The sequence below is a fragment of the Vibrio sp. 970 genome, assembly GCF_033339075.1.
On record NZ_JAWOTW010000289.1, the window covers coordinates 1 to 717 of the forward strand.

1 protein-coding gene is annotated in these 717 nt (G+C 48.3%); it reads left to right on the forward strand.

The features are described from left to right. The coding region (locus tag R7Q11_RS26230; protein WP_263857202.1) for a molybdenum cofactor synthesis domain-containing protein at positions 1-717 on the forward strand (717 nt) is incomplete at both ends.

A 717-nucleotide genomic window follows, 5' to 3' on the forward strand; every position in this document is an offset into this window, starting at 1 on the left:
TCAAGATTTAGAAGCGTCGACTGTATTGCCGATGGTGGGCAAATCCTTTGCGGGCCAACCTTTTGAAGGTGAATGGCCAACAGGCACTTGTGTTCGAATCATGACTGGCGCGAAAATTCCGGAAGGTTGCGACGCCGTTATCATGCAAGAAAACACGACCGTGACCGAAGCGGGTATCCAGTTCAACCAAACGGATGTGAAACCTCAAAATAACATCCGCCCAACTGGTGACGACATCAAGCAAGGCGATATCGTATTAGCAAAAGGCGCGCGCCTAACACCACGCGATATTCCAATGATTGCTTCTCTTGGCGTAAGCCATGTCACTGTTGTACGTAAACCGAAGGTGGCGTTTTTCTCGACAGGTGATGAACTTAAACCATTAGGTGAGCCACTCGAAGCAGGTCAAATCTACGACAGCAACCGTTACGGCATTAAACCACTTATCGAAAACTTTGGTTGTGAAGCGATTGATCTTGGCATTATCCCTGACTGCCCAGAAACATTAAAAGCGACGTTTGAAAAAGCACAAACGCTCGCGGATGTGGTTGTCACCTCTGGCGGCGTCAGTGTTGGCGAAGCAGACTACACCAAGGACATTCTTGAACAACTTGGGGAAATCGGTTTTTGGAAACTGGCAATCAAGCCGGGTAAACCTTTCGCATTTGGTAAGCTAAGTACAGCTTGGTTCTGCGGTCTACCAGGTAACCCTGTATC